At 49.0% G+C, this 14,388-nt stretch carries 14 protein-coding genes; all 14 read right to left on the bottom strand.

Features of this window, described 5'->3' with window-relative positions; all coding sequences use genetic code 11:
• Positions 1 to 90 precede the first annotated feature (90 nt).
• Complete coding sequence (locus MKY73_RS23365) at positions 91 to 1,599, bottom strand: tail fiber protein (protein WP_339303656.1); 1,509 nt, start codon at positions 1,597 to 1,599, stop codon at positions 91 to 93.
• Positions 1,599 to 2,189 (bottom strand): YmfQ family protein, encoded by a 591-nt coding sequence (locus MKY73_RS23370; RefSeq protein ID WP_339303657.1) that lies wholly within the window; start codon positions 2,187 to 2,189, stop codon positions 1,599 to 1,601. Before MKY73_RS23370 ends, MKY73_RS23365 begins: the two co-directional genes overlap by 1 nt.
• A gap of 137 nt (positions 2,190 to 2,326) precedes the next feature.
• Complete coding sequence (locus tag MKY73_RS23375) at positions 2,327 to 3,466, bottom strand: baseplate J/gp47 family protein (protein ID WP_339303658.1); 1,140 nt, start codon at positions 3,464 to 3,466, stop codon at positions 2,327 to 2,329.
• 4 nt (positions 3,467 to 3,470) lie between these two features.
• The gene (locus tag MKY73_RS23380) at positions 3,471 to 3,926 is read right to left on the bottom strand and encodes a DUF2634 domain-containing protein (protein WP_339303659.1); all 456 of its coding nucleotides are present in this window, start codon (positions 3,924 to 3,926) and stop codon (positions 3,471 to 3,473) included.
• Positions 3,919 to 4,329 carry a hypothetical protein gene (locus MKY73_RS23385; protein ID WP_339303660.1) on the bottom strand — a complete coding sequence of 137 codons (411 nt, stop codon included), beginning with the start codon at positions 4,327 to 4,329 and terminating at the stop codon, positions 3,919 to 3,921. The genes MKY73_RS23380 and MKY73_RS23385 overlap by 8 nt, the downstream gene beginning before the upstream one ends.
• Positions 4,322 to 5,308 carry a phage portal protein gene (locus MKY73_RS23390; RefSeq protein WP_339303661.1) on the bottom strand — a complete coding sequence of 329 codons (987 nt, stop codon included), beginning with the start codon at positions 5,306 to 5,308 and terminating at the stop codon, positions 4,322 to 4,324. The genes MKY73_RS23385 and MKY73_RS23390 overlap by 8 nt, the downstream gene beginning before the upstream one ends.
• On the bottom strand, positions 5,305 to 5,937 hold the full coding sequence (locus MKY73_RS23395; protein WP_339308710.1) for a LysM peptidoglycan-binding domain-containing protein: 633 nt from the start codon (positions 5,935 to 5,937) through the stop codon (positions 5,305 to 5,307). The genes MKY73_RS23390 and MKY73_RS23395 overlap by 4 nt, the downstream gene beginning before the upstream one ends.
• Before the next feature lie 56 nt (positions 5,938 to 5,993).
• Positions 5,994 to 7,739, bottom strand: coding sequence for a hypothetical protein (locus MKY73_RS23400; RefSeq protein ID WP_339303662.1), 1,746 nt, complete (start codon positions 7,737 to 7,739; stop codon positions 5,994 to 5,996).
• 183 nt (positions 7,740 to 7,922) lie between these two features.
• Positions 7,923 to 8,357, bottom strand: a complete 435-nt coding sequence (locus tag MKY73_RS23405; RefSeq protein ID WP_339303663.1) for a hypothetical protein — start codon at positions 8,355 to 8,357, stop codon at positions 7,923 to 7,925.
• Positions 8,358 to 8,465: 108 nt separating this feature from the next.
• The gene (locus MKY73_RS23410; RefSeq protein ID WP_278296442.1) at positions 8,466 to 8,873 is read right to left on the bottom strand and encodes a phage tail tube protein; all 408 of its coding nucleotides are present in this window, start codon (positions 8,871 to 8,873) and stop codon (positions 8,466 to 8,468) included.
• Between the two features lie 244 nt (positions 8,874 to 9,117).
• Positions 9,118 to 10,581 (bottom strand): phage tail sheath subtilisin-like domain-containing protein, encoded by a 1,464-nt coding sequence (locus MKY73_RS23415; protein WP_339303664.1) that lies wholly within the window; start codon positions 10,579 to 10,581, stop codon positions 9,118 to 9,120.
• On the bottom strand, positions 10,581 to 10,781 hold the full coding sequence (locus MKY73_RS23420; RefSeq protein ID WP_339303665.1) for a hypothetical protein: 201 nt from the start codon (positions 10,779 to 10,781) through the stop codon (positions 10,581 to 10,583). The genes MKY73_RS23415 and MKY73_RS23420 overlap by 1 nt, the downstream gene beginning before the upstream one ends.
• A gap of 179 nt (positions 10,782 to 10,960) precedes the next feature.
• A complete protein-coding gene (locus tag MKY73_RS23425; RefSeq protein WP_339303666.1) occupies positions 10,961 to 11,884 on the bottom strand; it encodes a hypothetical protein in 924 nt (307 codons plus the stop codon).
• 330 nt (positions 11,885 to 12,214) lie between these two features.
• Positions 12,215 to 14,065: a DUF4127 family protein gene (locus MKY73_RS23430; protein WP_339303667.1), complete on the bottom strand. Its 1,851-nt coding sequence runs from the start codon at positions 14,063 to 14,065 to the stop codon at positions 12,215 to 12,217.
• Between the last annotated feature and the right edge of the window lie 323 nt (positions 14,066 to 14,388).

Consider the following 14,388-nt stretch of genomic DNA (forward strand, 5'->3'; position numbering starts at 1 on the left):
TTGAATATTAGACTCTCGAATAGATTACCATATCTAATAATACCCTCTTTACAAAAACTACATTACCAACGTGGTTCCATTAGTTTTTAGCTATTTCAAAATTAGGCCAGCACTCGAAGTAGTATTATTAGAACTTGTTACTGAGTAGCTATTAAGCGTGAGAATAGAGTTTCTTACACTACCGCCATAAGTATTATTTGATCCTTTAATGCTATCAAAATATGCTATCGATCCATCTGTAATATCAAAACAATCCATCTGATTAGATATATTACAGTAACTAACGTGTAAAACTGGTACGCGTATGGCTCTAATAAAGGTGTAACCTGAAGTCGTCTTATTTACATATATTAGTCTCAATTTGCTACAATTTTGTATATGGATCCCGAAATTAACATGTACTATTTCCAATGGAACCATATAGTTACCATTAATAAGTATTTCTGCACTACAATCACTAATATTAAAGAATCCTTCAATTCTTATTCTGGGATCGAAGGAAAAATATAATGGCGCACCGTGAAAATCTTTCACAGTTATATCTCCTGCGAAAGTTTCTACAGACGAAGTCGTACTATTTACAATCTTAATTGTTCTTACTCCAGCATTAAATTTTTTCAAGAAATCTACTGCAGCTTGTATTGTACTAAATTGAGCAGTAGACGCACTCTTTCCAACCCTAACTGTGACTTCACCACCACGTAAATCAGCATCCCTAGAAACTTCATTCATAACAAAAGAATTTATTGATACAAGATAGACAACCTCATAAACTACACTCGAATCAATAAAGTTAATAGGTAAATCAAAATTTTTAAAATGTTCCGCTCTTAAATGGTAATTAACACCATTTACTTGTAAGAATGTCGGTGTATTCACTACTGTATTAGTAGTGTTAAATTGAACTTTGAAAGAGAATCCATTAGAGACAGTAACTTCAGTATTAAAATCGCAAACATAGATATTATTTGATGAACGTATAGCTGCTGAGAATAAATTAATTGATTTTGAAACGTGAGTTATTTGATTGTCTGTATACGTTTTAGCACTTGCTGCTGCTTGAGCGGCTACCTCAACCCTCGCATCTCTAACCGCCTTCTCCGTAGCAGCCACATCTTCACGGGTGCCATCAACTGCGTTGGACAGTTGGACGACACCCTTATCTGTTAAGGATGCATCATTAATAACGATTTCTCCGAGTTTCTGATCGGTATATCCCTTTACCTCTTCAATATCATCACTTGTAGGTACTTTTTTCCATGGACCCCATCCGACATAGTAGTTTCTTTGAAAAACTTGTAGGTTACTCGGTTCAAAGGTTGTTAGAGTTTGAACCACACCAGCATGTCTTTCTATCGTCAAATGAAAGGCTACTCCTACTGGGGAATTAGCTAAAGTTCCTACTGTCGCATTCGTTGGGCAATAATATTCCCCTTCTGTAATATAGCTATTAAGATCCGATTCCGCAGGTATAAGGATGGATTCACGTGTTGCAACACCTGCATCAATCTTTTCAAAAATCCCGTTAATACTCTCCCGGGTCACATACTCGTTCCCCAAGGGAAGAGGCAATTTTAGTCGATCTGTTTCTTTTGGCATTACGCCCACACCTCCAGTTCATTCCACGTCAAAGACGCGGCATCGAGTTCGTCCCATGTCATCTGTTTGTTGTCCAGATCATCCCAGACCAGATAGCGATACTCATATTCCACGGCCATATGGGCTGGTTTCAATTCCTCAATCGCCCGTTTCAGATCATCGATATTGGGCGGGATGCCCATCGTATCCACAAAGCTCACCGTAAAACTCCATGCTTCCGGCTGAAAAGTTACATCCACTTTGCCCCCTGCATACGCCTCAGCCACATTCGTAACCAGTCTTCCCGAAAATTTCCCGGCACCACGCAGCTTGGACTCCACCACGGCACGCCGCTGGTCCACAGGTTTGAGACGATCCGTCTCAATACCAAGTTCCTGCTCCCAGAAGTCCAGACCCCACGTTGCTGTACGAACAAAAAACTGCGCCAACGTCTCATCCAGCGCATGATACAGCAGATCCATTTCGACGCCTTTGGCCTGCATATCGGCCTGCATAACGCGCGAAGTCTCATAATACCTTGGCAAATACGAGAACAGCGCCCGCCCTTTCTCACTCGTCAGTCCAGCATCTACAGTAGAAGGAGCACTCATGCCCTGTCCCCTCCCTTCCTTGCACATCATCATGGAGCGTCTCGCTCACCAAATCCAATCCAGATTGGCGTATTTCTCCCAATCTTCCTTGCTCTCCGCACTCCCTAACTACTTCCTCATCCACCATATGCCCAACACTACTCATGAACTTCCACCGTCCCCAACACGGCCACCTGACTCGCGGTCATCTCAATATTCTGGTCGCTCACACCGTTCACGGTAAGCTCCGAATAGTCGATAATGGGCGGAATGTCCAGCAGGATCGCGGCAATACGGGTGTAACGAACGAGCGGATCGGCAAAAGCGAGCTGCTTCAGATACGCGGTCACCCCGCGTTCGATCAGTTCCCGTACATCAGCCAACGTTGCATCACTTGCCAGTGTCAGCTTCACCTGAATATTCATCGGCACTTCCTCGGCTGGCATCACCGACACCACTGGCCCAGCTGGCGCAACACCTTTACCTTGCCCATCCTGCGTTGGGTCAACATACTTCTGCACGGCGGCTACCAAGTCGGTACCCGCCGCACGCTTGTCCGTGTCCAACAGATACAATCCCACCGTGCCTGGCCCCTGCCATAACGGAATCACACGCGTTGCACCAACCCCCGGCACTTCACTGGCCCATTGCACATATTGTGCTTTGTTGCCGCTTGTTCCTTGGTTGCGGACTTTGGCATAAAAGCGTTCCAGCAGCGCGGTATCCGCCTCCACATCCGCACCGCCTTTTATCACATCAACGTTCGTGACAGAAGTCACGCCACTTACAGGTGTAGACAGCACCGTTACCGTGCCGGCGGGCACATTGCTCTCTTTTCCAGCAACAAGCGCTCGCACGCCTACCACCCCAGAGCCCTCTGCATCCAGTTCCAAACGTCCCACTGTCTCATATTCGAGTGAAGCTTCAGCAGAAACTTCATCCGCGAGTGTAGCCACGACCGTTCCTGCAGGCACCACTTTCCCAGGCGTACCCGTGAACCTCACAGCACCCTGAGCCGACACAGCAGCTCGCCGCGTAATGCCGTGCTCTCCCGCCCGCAGATCCAGCTCTTCCGAACGAAAATTCGGATCACTGCTCGCAGCCGTACTTGCAAACCCCCGCCGCAGTAATTCCTGCGCCCACAACGCCGCCTCAGACAGCATAAATGCAACTGGAGCCTCCGCATCCCACAGAAACGAACCCTCCGACTTATCCAGATCCGCGGGCAGACGATCCAGCATACGCTGCATAATCTGTTCCTCCGTCTGGTCCTCCAAATAACGCGGAATCTCAGCCATCCCGTCAGATCACCTCACTTTCCAGAATAAACATCTCTTCCTGCACACTCGCCACCCGACACGAAAACATGCACTGTTCCCGATTCCAATCGAATGTAAACTGGTCTACCGAATCCGTGCGTGGATCAGCCAGCAGCGTCTCCGTCACCATCCGGGTTATCTCACTTTCCATCACACCTCGGCTGTCGCCCTGCCCCACCAGATCCTCCAGCTCCGAACCATAGTTTCGAGAGTAAATCACATGTCTGTACCGTGGCGTCTTGACCGCCTTGATGCACCATTGCACCCATGCTTCATGCCCATCAGCAGCAGCGACTTTGCCACTCGGAGTCAGTACAAAATCTCCCGCATCATAATCGAATCTCCAGCTCCGCCCAAAGCGTACCTCTTCCGAAGCCGCCCCCGACAGATCCTCCTCATCTCCCCAGACCACACCCTTTTCCGGGAACAAACTAGGCATGTGCATTCACCACCTTACACAGCACCACAATGTCGTTGCCGCCATTCACCCGCATCGCCAGCACGCGATCTCCCGCTTTTAATCCTTTACCAAGAGACCACACCGCTTCTTCCACTTCCTCTTCTTGCAAAAGAAACCGTCCCGTGCCCGTCGTCCCGCCGTTTGCCACGTCAGGTATACCGGAGATCGCGCCAGCAACCTCGCGCTCCGGCAGTCCAAGCGTGCCCGGCAACTCGGCCACGAGATAATCCTGCACTTCGTGCTTGAAATCATCCAGCTTCACGCCGGACGATGTCATCGTACCCAACACTGCTCCCAGCCCGCTCACGGCTTGACGGGAATGCGTGCTCATCGCGCCCCGCATGACGTCGGCAAAATGCCCATACGGATCATCTTTATTCAAGGTAAACCCTCCTTTTCACCAGCTCAGCCGTCCCCAGTTCCAACGTCATCGTTCCAGGTCCGGCAGACAGATCACGGCTGACCGACATGACGATTAGCTTCAGCCCTTTTAACAACACCGCGTCCCCAGCGCGAATCGTATTCACATCCGGTGCGGAGATCGTAAAGGTCTCCTGAATACCCGTCAGATGACTTTTCGCCAGTTTTTTCGCGGCAGTTGTCGATTTCACCTGATCGTCCTCTACCAGCTTTTGCAATGTGCCCAGTTCTTCCACACCATTCTGCTCAATCGCGAGCACTTTGGATGGAACCTCTTTGCCACTGCCAGACTCCGATGCCGCCATCACCTTCACTTTGGTAACCGCCCCTTCGAGCGTACGCATCTGGGTAAGATCAATCAGTCGATCCAGCTCATACACCTTCGCATTACTTCCGACCTTAAAGAGCTGCAAGCCGCCGGGTGTCATCCGTGGATGGTACATGTCCCCGCCGGACTTCGCCGTTTCCTTCAGATCGGCAAACATCATCGAGAAAATCGTCTGTGATCGATACACGGCTTTTCCCAGCTTTGTCTTGGTTTCCGGCAATGTAGCGTATGGAATCTTCCACTCTTTGGCGTAGGTTTTAAGTCGCTGCGTAGCCGTCTGATCCTTCGGCAACAGGAACTCGTCCTCCGATTTTTCCAGATAAATCATCCGGTCGTACACTGTGAGGGACAGCCGCTTGGTGCCGCTGTTCGAGCTTTCCACCTCCCAGATGACCGCAGGATGCAGCAAGTGAACCATGGATTTTTCGCCAAAAGGAACCCCGCTAATCCGCACCGCCATCCCAGGTGAGATCGAAGGCAGACCGGAAGACGCAGACACCGCCAGCCGGATGTTGGCCTGATAGGCAATCTGGTCGAGCGAATCCTTTAGCGTAATCGTTTCCACCAGCTTGGTGATGTCATATTTGTCGTCGACAATGACCTTGTAGGTCATGGCATCACCAGCTTTTGCCCGGGCTTGATCCGGTTCGGATCACTCCCGATAATCTTTGCGTTGAGCTTATAGATCTCGTTCCATTTGGAACTGCTGCCCAGCTCAAGCTTTGCAATTTTGGACAGGGAGTCGCCAGATTTGACGGTGTAGGTCTTGCTGCTCTTTTTCAAATCGGTACGAGAACCTGACTTGCTCGCGGATGCCGCAGAGCCCACCTTTTCCACCTTGGAATCCCGCCATGTTCGCAGGGTCAGGTCGAAATAAATATCCCCCGTCTCCCCCCCACGAAAGCTTGAATTAAGCGAAACAATAAAAACAGGCACGTTCACGCCCGTCTCTGAAATGATGAAACGCAGCGGCTTTTTGGAAATCAGAAAGGTGTTCAGCACATTCATCGCCACACGTGGATCCAGAAAAGATTTTTCATCCATACAATAGGACGGATCAAATCTTTTTGGGAAAAAAGAAGAGAAGGTGATCTCCTTCACCTTCTCCCCCTGCGCAAAATCAAACTCGCCATGCTCCAACATATTGACCGTTTCATATCCCTTAGACCTGGAAATATTAACTTCTTCAGGGTTCACTGGGAATTGAAATCGAGTATTGCCGTCCTTCAATGTAAATGACATTTTGTTAGGACCAACATTATCTTCAAGTACTGACATATCTGCGGCCTCCTTTCTGCTTAGGCCATAATTGTTTTGCGATTTTGCATCGCACGGCGGAACTCGTTAGATATCCGTTGCCCCACCTGGTGAGAAACTGCGTCATAATCAATGGCATTTTCGCGCACGGTCACCTGCACCGCACCTGGTGGAATATTGATCGCAATCTGATTGGTAGTTTCGGTTTTGAAATCTTTCAAGTATCCGGACAGACTGCTCAGCTGTTCTTCAGATATCTGTACCGTCATCGTGGACGATTTTCCATTCGTCTGTGCACCGTTACCAAGCGCCATCGCTTGGTTCTGCATCATGCTAGTTCCCATGAAGCCAGCAGATGTAGGTTGACCGACCTTACTGTTCATATATGCCGTTGGGCCTGTCATGGTCAGTGCTGGTGGAATATAAGCAGGTGCCATCTGCGGCCCTGTTGGTACTTGCGACGGTGAAGCCACCGTTGCTGCCGAGACTGTCTTTTCTTCTTTTTTGGAATCAAAGCCGAAGAAGCTGGATATACCATCTGTGATTTTTTTGGTTTTCTCAGAGACATAGTCCGCTGCACCTGACAAAGCATCCCCTACACCCTCGGTAGCACTAGACATAAAGTTTCCAATATCCTTCGCTTTGTCTCCGATCCAACCGCCTGCTGCACTTCCGGCCCAACCACCTACTGCACCACCAACCCATGTCCCGATACCAGGTAAAAGTACACTACCGATGGCGCTACCAATCGCAGTGCCTGCTGTGCCGCCAATCATGGAACCTACCGCTCGACCACGTTCTTCCGGGGGTGCTGTCGCTACATTCGCCACATCTGCGAGCATGCTTATGGGTCCGAGAAGCCTTTTGGCACCTTTGGCGAAACCTCCGCTCAAGCTGTCCATCAACCCACTACCTGCCAGCATATCGGTTAATGATCCGAGTGAACCCGAGTCGGCAAAACCTAATCCACCCATGCCTCTAACTCTTCGTCCTCTTCTCCCATTTCTATTTCGATTGGGTGGAGGATTAGGCGGATCAGGTACAGGTGGCCTTGGTACCGGATTTGGTCTTGGGCCCGGATTCGGTCCATTGCCTGATCTTCTACCACTTCGGTAGCCTCGTCTGCCTCGATCAGGACCTCCGCCTCCACCCGCATTTGGTGAACGAACTCTACGGTTTTTGGCCACCTTTCCACCTGTGCAACAGCAGCATTTGGAAGCAGGGCTTCTGGTTGGATCTGGTGGAGGACTATCTACTTTTTTCTTTTTGAAACGATCAATAATATCTGCTATGTTGTTGAACGCATCCATAAAACTATTAGCTACTTCTAGTGCCTTTTCCCACCATTTTTTTGGTTCTTCTTCCTTCGAATTGTTAGTGATGTTTTTGTTGTTCTGAATCATGATAGTCATAGTTGGACCTGATGGTACTCCTTTACCCATCGCCACTTCGATCTTCTGTCGAACCTCAAAAGATACTGTTCCCGAAGCCGTAACCATCTGGTCCCTGAAACTATTCAGTTTCGCCAATGCGCGATCCAGGGCTGGACTCAGCTTATCAATCAACCCAATCGTCGGTGTAATACGCAGCCTGCTGATTCGCACAGCCATACTATAAATATGCTCCAACCTGCGCCCAGTCGTTCTCAGCTCATTGTTCACCTTAATCAGACTCTGATATCGAACTCTGCCCAGACGTTCCGTCGAGCGTTGGATCTGATCCAGGTATCGAAGGGTTGTCCTCATTTCCGTATTGGATTTGGATAGACCTACAATCATTTCTGCCATTTCATTCACCTCCTGCCTTATATCGTTATCGATTCATTTGCGAAGTGATCGCTGACATTTCCTCTTCCGAGAAAGCAAGCAACAGCGAGCGCTCCCCGCGTGGCAAAGACCAGAACTCTCCGGGCCGGAGATGATGACGCACCCACATGTGATACAGGAACGTGGTCATCCCGCCGGAGTGAATCAGTTTTTTAGGTCTTCAATCTCCACACCGAAGCCGGACAGCTCCAGCACTTTGTCACCTACAGCATCCAATTCACCCGCCAGCAGCATGCGGCGAACCGCCTGTTCTCCACCAGACAGCTTCATGCGGCCGGTAATGCGGGTATCCCCCCAGCCGGAAAGTTCCAGACTGCGGACTTGCAATTTCACCGTTGCTTCGGAAATGAGCAGTGCGTTAAACGTTTCAGTGTCCACCTTTTCCTCGGTGCGGCCTTTGGTCGTTTTTCGAATCGTACAGCGTTCGCGAATGTGATCCACTTTGGAAGACGTCAGTCCACGCAAGGTCAACAGCAGATCCAGACGCTGAATACGCACATTCTCCTCTGGCAAACGTTCTGCTGCTTCAAACAATTGATCCAAAATCTGTTCTTCTGACATATTTTCATTCATACTCATTGGGCGTTATCTCCTTCTTGTTCACTAATGGGTTCATCTATGCCAAATTCCAAGCCTGTAGAGACAACAAAGAGACCGAGATCATCTCGGCCTCCATTAAAGTCCTTTTTAGTTCGCCACAATCGGATTCAGCAATTCAAATCCTTCAAACGTAAAGCCCGTTTCCTCCGGTACTTCCTCACCCGCTGTCCAGTTGGCAAGCTGAATTTTGTCCACCATGCAACCTTTCAGCAGTACACTCTCATGTCCATATGATTCAGGGTCGTTCAGCTTCGAAATGATCTCGAATTTGGTGAAACCGCGCAGGATCATATCGGAAGTGACTTTGTATCCCGTGATCGTGCCTGTTCCTTTTTTTGCGCCGTTTTTATGCACTTTCCAGTCGTTACCGACCAGGTTCAGCTCACGCTTTTCAATCTCCACACTTGCTTCCAACTTGTTAATGTTTGTCTGCCACACACCATCGATATGCAGCTGACCATGGGTACCGAGAATTACTCTTGACGCATCCAACATAAATTTTCCTCCTTGGGTTCGTTGAACTAATAAATATTACACGGTATAACTCCGCAGTCAGAACAATCTTCCGATCGCTGTTATCCCCAGATTTTTTTGATTCCTTTTCATAAAGGGAAAATCCGGGGATAAAGGCGAGCGCTTCGCTTCTTCAGATTTTTTCTGCCCTCTCCGTTATCGTGTAAACCATCAGTTCAACGTGTAGTAATAATTCTAGAAAACAGTTCTTTCCTTCCACACAGTCTTATTGCACGTAAAATGTACCAAACAACTGCTCCATCACATCGGTCAGTTTCACATTCCATTGCAGGAATACTTGATCTGCCTCCGGCTTGAGAACGGGTGCAGCACCATAGTATGCCGGGTCAAGAATGACATCATAACCGTCAGCTTCAATCACATTGCTCTGTGCAAGCAGCGCCAAATAGGCCTTCATGGCACTAATCAGTGCCTGACGACCCTCTTCGGTATTGTTCACTTTACCGATATACGTATCTTCCGCGGATCGTTGCAGATCCGTGTTAATAGCATCCAACACTCGAATGGAACGGATTTTTTTCCACGCATTATTCTGTCCAGCGGCCGGGGTTACCAGTGTGTTTACACCGCGAAGGGCTTTCACCTGACGTCCATCATGGAAGAAAATAAATACGCCATTTTGCACCGCCTGCTCCTGTTCAGTACGCGTCCAGCGACGTGTCACATCATCGAACGGCGTAGCTGCATAGGTTGTGGATTGGTTCAGACGTTGTCCGGCTATCAGTCCTGCAACATAAGCAGACGTTTCAGCCGAGCTGTAGAATGCATCTCCAAGGCGAACGCCTGTACCGACGTTAATCACACCTTCATGGTTGAGCGCAAGCGAACGTGCTGCTGCTTTTTGTGCTGCTGTAGCAGAGATATCATCCGCTGCGGAACCGCCAAACACAGCCATCACCGGTTTACCTTCACTACGTACACGTTTCACCCATGCCGCAAAACTCGCAAGCAGAGGTGCATCAGCCGCCTGATCCAAAGCCAAGACATCGAATTGCTCCCCTTCCAGCGCACCCTGTACTGCAATGTACTCCGCATTGGTCAGGTCATCGTTGCCACTTACGCCGCCTTTGAATGCCGCACCCGCAACAGTAGCAACCGCGCCAGTACCATCGCCAATCGCCTGAGCCGTTACCCAGACATTTTGTTCATCCGCGTTAATCTCTTTTGCCAGAGAAGCTGCTGAAATATCCGCTGTCAGGAGTGCATACAACATCCGGTTACCTTCAAAAAGGCGCACTTCATGCTTCGTATTATCAATCACACCTGGCTGGATGGTGACGTAGAATCCATTTGCACGATCCCCCGGATACTTCGCATCCAGTTGCAGCACATTGGCATCACCGCTGTCCTTCAACGTAAGCGTAGCTGCTTTGGCCGCAGCACTTGCTACCCGATAAGCGAGCAACTTCTTCGGCCCACCCAACAGGGCGAGCTTCAAGGACGTATAGGCTGTACCGTTGTCCAGCACATTCGCCGCATACATGCGTTCAATCGCCGCTTCGCTCCCTATTTCAACAAAAGTTCCTACAGGACCCCAGTTGGCCTTAACCGGCACAACGACCGTTCCCCGCGTACCCGCTTGAATGGCTGAGGATGCTGCCGCCTGAAAATTCATATATAAGCCCGGAAGGACCGGACGATTCGTTTGTTCCCAAGTTCCACCTGCCATTATGCCTTCACCTTCGCTTTCATAAATTGGTTAATTCGTTCTTGTGTTTCTTCTATGGAAAACGTCTCTTGCGCCGCTTCGTACAGCGCACCGTACAGCACCTCTGCCTTAACGGCAAAGAGAGCTTCTGCATGATTCATCAGTTCTGCCCGTGTATAGCGCGGGGCTGTCTGTTTGTTTTTTTTCACTGAGTTTGCCATGGCCTTCTCACCTCATTTATTGGACTACTAATTTCGTTAACATTAATCTTTAAGCGTAACCTATGAATTTTCGATCCTATGAACCTATGAATTTGAAGCTACATTGTTGAAGCTATATAAATCTACTCAAAGCTATAATCTGGAACAACTCTTAATAGAAGGTTCCTCTCGACTAACGTTTACTCCATGCCTTTGGTATGGTGGATCTCACGAATCAAAGGTACATTCGTACCCGGGCGACGAATCCGCTGCTGTAGTGTCAGACGAATCTGACCATTCAGATACGCATCTGCCTGTAAATCTGCCGTGACCTCATCCACTGTAATATATCTCGTGTTACCTTCGTGCGCTTCGCCCCCCGTTTCATTAACGGCAAGGCGAGCTTGCACCGCAAGTTGCCGGACCAAGCGAGTAACCGTATTCCGTGTTAACACTGTATGATCGGTGAGCACATGTCCAATCCACTGTTGTCGAACCTCCAATGCTGAAGTGCCCGCCACAGACGTGCTGCATCCGGCCATTCTCCATAACACAGACGGCTTCTCGTATCCACCGGGCCATACATCCCCATATACCGACCAGTTCGAGCCAAGTTCCTGCTGTGTCCAGCCTTGAAGCGCAGCTAGCCATGCGTCCTCTGTTTTAACGAGAGCAGTTCCCGAGTCTTCGGGAACATACACTCCGAATCGCAGACTACGCGTAAGCATGCCAGACCCTGCATCTACCCGGTCACTATCGGAAGAACCCAGATAGATACAAGTGAAGGACTCACCTGCTTCATCCACCAGCCTTACTTGATGCAACCCTTCGATTAGAAGGGCTGACCAAGATTCCACCTTTTCAGCACCGCCATCTTCCGGACGAGCGTATGGTGAGATTTTGATGATCCGTCGATATCCTGCCCAAGCAGACTTCGGCACTTCTTCGGCAAAGGCAACCACGGCACAAGGCCCAGCCAATCCTTCGCCTGACGCAGGTACATCCAGCACACGACCATCCCAATCTGAAACAAGTACAGTGAGCTTCTGTTTCAGCGTTTTTTTAATGAGCATACTCATTTTATCGGTGCTCATGACCGTGCTAATCTCATTGTTCATAGACACATTCATTTCGCCCCCTTTGGCTGCAAGTTTGAGATCTGCCCACACCGTGCAGCGACAATGCAGCAGCAGTAGACTCCCCCTTTGAATTCAGAGTCTGTATGCTATCGAACCATTACAGGGACTACATTCACCGCATCAAAAAGACCGGCCACTTGGCCGGTCTGTACATTAGCGTATGTGCTTTCGGTGCGTCCCTTGTTATTGATCCGATAATACAATCTTACACCCTTTCATCCCTAGCGCGGATGGTGTTCCGTACGACTTCGGTGCGAATAAGGGAGTCGTTCGGGTGGAAAAAAGACGACATAACGCGTTCTACTATTTCAAACCTTAGTTCAAAGTAACCTGCGGGTTCAATATGATCTCAAATGCGCGGCCCCAGATGAAGTCGGGATTTGCATATTCCAGCAGCGCACTAGCATACGTCGCGTAGGACAATTCGTCATTACAGATCTGTTTGATCGCCACATTGCCTGTCTGGAAGGCTGTCTTATTCGCAAGCGCCGTAGTATAAGTCTGCATCAAATCACGCAGCAATGTTTGCAGATGGGCATAGTCTTCCTCTGAGTTGAACAGCAGCATATTTTGATCCGAAAGAGTAGCCACATTGGTATACAACGCGTGTGCTCGGGAATACGTGCGAATCTCTGCAATCGCTACCGCTTTATAGTAATAATCCTTAAGGAAACGTTTAAACAACAAGGAGCCATGTGCATTCATTGCATCTCGCAATTTATGCTCATGCTTCTCTGTGGTGATCAACGCGTACCTGGACTGCCCCATACCTACGGCAATACCGATCTTGTTGCCCGGCGTATTCCACGCACTGTATCCCAATACCCGTCCGGTATATGGACTGCTCAGCAACGCTTCAGCAACATCAACATTCGCTGGACCTTTTCCCACAAAATCAATCAACACCGAAGGCAGACCTTGCTCCCCATTCAGCGTCAACTGCTCCAACGCAGCCTGCACCTGATCCAGAGCGGTAATCGCAATAATCTCGATGTCGACGGCTGTGTTCTCTCCGGAATTTCCCGGGTGACCCTTGGTCATACGATCCAGTTCGGAAGCCATATCAAATGGAACAACTTGCTCGACTGATACAGCCACCAGCTGTTCATTATCCACACTAGTCATCGGATCCGTCACCACCTCCGGTTCAGGATATGCCGAATCGGCCACAAGCACACCGCCCACAATATCCACATGACGAACCACATTCTCATGTACGTCCATGTATTCATATGTGTTAATGATGGTATTGCCGTGAGGACCAAAATATTTCACGGCGTAACGTGTCTTCGCCCCACCTCGGAACAACTGGTTAGCCATACGAGCAACCAAAGCATGCCCCAGACCATCCGCATCCGGCAAAATGATGGCACGATCCGGATTTTGTCCATTGGTTCCACTGAGCCATTCATTGATCCGTGCTTCTACATAGTTGATTTCATTAATCTGAACACCCTGCGTGTTGGCATCGTCGACACCCACGGCGAGGAAATCGATATAACCTGAGCGAGCCAGCTGATCCAAAATGTACAGATTTGTTTTGAATTTATGCTGTCTTGTATTGTAATACTGTTCTTTATCAAAATAGGTTGTTGTCCCATATTCCACTCCATCCGGGGACAGGTTATAACCTTGAATAATATCTTCAAATTCGGTGTATGTCTGACGCGGCTGCTGCATCAACCCACGGGACTCATTATATGCATCAAGCGCCAAGCCATCTGCAAACGAGGTTGTAGCCAAGCGCATGATGGTATCCATTACGAAGACAGGTTTGCGTGGGTATTTCTGCTTGATTACGCGGATCACATCCAGCAAACGCGTTGTTTCCTCATCGTATTCAGGATAGGTGCCTCCCCCATCTTCGCGGAGCTGACGGCTGCCAATCAGACCGCCATAAGCGAGCATATCGGATGAGATAATAAATCCGTCAACTTTGGCAGCATGTTTCAGAATAAAGTCATGAATATTGGACGGTTTGCCATACACCGGCGTAGAGGTACCGAGCAGCGTTGTGCCATCTACGGTTTTCTCCGAGTCCAGACGATTCTTAAGATCACTCAGGTTCGGTGTAACGATATGGATACCGGCTGCTTTCCCTTGCACAATCACATCATCCAGATTCGCTGGACGATCATCCAGTGGAACATACAATACTGTTTTCATATCACGTAGCCTCCTGTTATCTGTTTAGTCTTATTACCCGATCAGGGCAAGGGAACAATCACCGAATTAAAAAACCGGCCCCATGGCCGGTCTGTACGTTAGCGTATGAGCTGTCGGTGTGTCTTCCTTGCTGCTGATCCGATAATACCATTTTACCGCCTTTACCCACTCGCGCTGATGGTAATCGGGATGAATTACGCCTGAATGTGGTCGTCTCCGTGGCGGTTAAATGTCGATTTCTCGAGAGAAACTCCTATTGATAATCCAACCAACCCCATCCTGATGATGTTTATATGACATAAGCAGCTTTCAAATCCTACGAA

This window comes from Paenibacillus sp. FSL R5-0519 (assembly GCF_037974275.1).
Lineage (GTDB): Bacteria > Bacillota > Bacilli > Paenibacillales > Paenibacillaceae > Paenibacillus.

Excerpts from the sequence above, each read along its gene's own strand:
- MKY73_RS23365 (WP_339303656.1), bottom strand. The coding sequence starts at position 1,599 with ATGCCAAAAGAAACAGATCGACTAAAATTGCCTCTTCCCTTGGGGAAC.
- MKY73_RS23370 (WP_339303657.1), bottom strand. The coding sequence starts at position 2,189 with ATGAGTGCTCCTTCTACTGTAGATGCTGGACTGACGAGTGAGAAAGGG.
- MKY73_RS23375 (WP_339303658.1), bottom strand. The coding sequence starts at position 3,466 with ATGGCTGAGATTCCGCGTTATTTGGAGGACCAGACGGAGGAACAGATT.
- MKY73_RS23380 (WP_339303659.1), bottom strand. The coding sequence starts at position 3,926 with ATGCCTAGTTTGTTCCCGGAAAAGGGTGTGGTCTGGGGAGATGAGGAG.
- MKY73_RS23390 (WP_339303661.1), bottom strand. The coding sequence starts at position 5,308 with ATGACCTACAAGGTCATTGTCGACGACAAATATGACATCACCAAGCTG.
- MKY73_RS23395 (WP_339308710.1), bottom strand. The coding sequence starts at position 5,937 with ATGTCATTTACATTGAAGGACGGCAATACTCGATTTCAATTCCCAGTG.
- MKY73_RS23400 (WP_339303662.1), bottom strand. The coding sequence starts at position 7,739 with ATGGCAGAAATGATTGTAGGTCTATCCAAATCCAATACGGAAATGAGG.
- MKY73_RS23405 (WP_339303663.1), bottom strand. The coding sequence starts at position 8,357 with ATGAGTATGAATGAAAATATGTCAGAAGAACAGATTTTGGATCAATTG.
- MKY73_RS23410 (WP_278296442.1), bottom strand. The coding sequence starts at position 8,873 with ATGTTGGATGCGTCAAGAGTAATTCTCGGTACCCATGGTCAGCTGCAT.
- MKY73_RS23415 (WP_339303664.1), bottom strand. The coding sequence starts at position 10,581 with ATGGCAGGTGGAACTTGGGAACAAACGAATCGTCCGGTCCTTCCGGGC.
- MKY73_RS23420 (WP_339303665.1), bottom strand. The coding sequence starts at position 10,781 with ATGGCAAACTCAGTGAAAAAAAACAAACAGACAGCCCCGCGCTATACA.
- MKY73_RS23430 (WP_339303667.1), bottom strand. The coding sequence starts at position 14,065 with ATGAAAACAGTATTGTATGTTCCACTGGATGATCGTCCAGCGAATCTG.